Genomic DNA, 260 nt, shown 5'->3' on the forward strand with positions numbered 1-260 from the left:
CGGATGCTGACGCTGACGCCGACGCAGACGCCGACGCCGACGCCGACGCCGACGCAGATGCAGATGCAGACGCAGACGCTGACGCAGATGCTGACGCTGACGCGGACGCCGATGCTGATGCAGATGCCGACGCGGACGCAGATGCCGACGCTGACGCAGATGCCGACGCCGACGCTGATGCTGACGCCGATGCCGATGCGGACGCGGATGCCGACGCTGACGCGGATGCAGACGCAGACGCAGACGCCGACGCCGACGCT

At 69.2% G+C, this 260-nt stretch carries 1 protein-coding gene; it reads left to right on the plus strand.

What is annotated here, in order from left to right; translation table 11 throughout:
* On the plus strand, positions 1-260 hold a 260-nt coding region (locus tag AX702_RS10000), incomplete at both ends, for a hypothetical protein (protein ID WP_197420556.1).

This window comes from Sphingomonas sp. CCH5-D11 (genome assembly GCF_001557395.1).
Lineage (GTDB): Bacteria > Pseudomonadota > Alphaproteobacteria > Sphingomonadales > Sphingomonadaceae > Sphingomonas.